Genomic DNA, 680 nt, shown 5'->3' on the forward strand with positions numbered 1-680 from the left:
GATCTGTTTGACGGATACTTAAAAAGTGCTGCGTCGCCAGAAACTTTGAAAGCGTATTTAGGTACAGGCGATGAGATCAACCCAGTGCTTTACACGCTCGGTATGGTGCCAGTTTACAAACTGCCAATCGAGAATCCAGAGGCGCTTTGGAAAACGTTGGATCACGAAGAGCAAATGAGCGGCGTGACACACGAAAAAGTGAAGCTGGGTACGGTGGAGTACCGTCGTTATGAAATGACGGATGCAGTAGATCCGCAGGATGGCATTGGCTTAGTTGTAGCGGTTATCGACAACGTGCTAACCGTGACGGTGGATATCGCGGAGTTGGGTGATCTTAACCCGTTGAAAATGGCGCTGGGTCTTGAGTCTCCAACCCAATCATTAGCGGATAGCGGTCGTGCTGAAGCCATCCAAACTCAGTATGGTAAAAACAACAACTCTTTTGGCTACATCGACCATCGTGAAATCATCAAAGGTTTAACCACTGTTGATGGCAACATGTTTGCTCGTCAATTAACTCGTCTTAACGTCGATCCAAACATTACGGAAATGCGCACACCAGTTTGTCATAACGAGTTTACGCAAATTGCAGAAAACTGGCCTCAATCGGTGGCGTTTGCGGAGTACAAGCTAAACGGTGAGCAAGCGTCAATCAAAGGCGGCTTTGTTGTTGAGTCGAA

At 47.4% G+C, this 680-nt stretch carries 1 pseudogene; it reads left to right on the forward strand.

Features of this window, described 5'->3' with window-relative positions:
• Positions 1–680, forward strand: a pseudogene (locus tag R8N49_RS27475) (hypothetical protein); the annotation flags it as partial.

The organism is Vibrio sp. 1978, assembly GCF_033344345.1.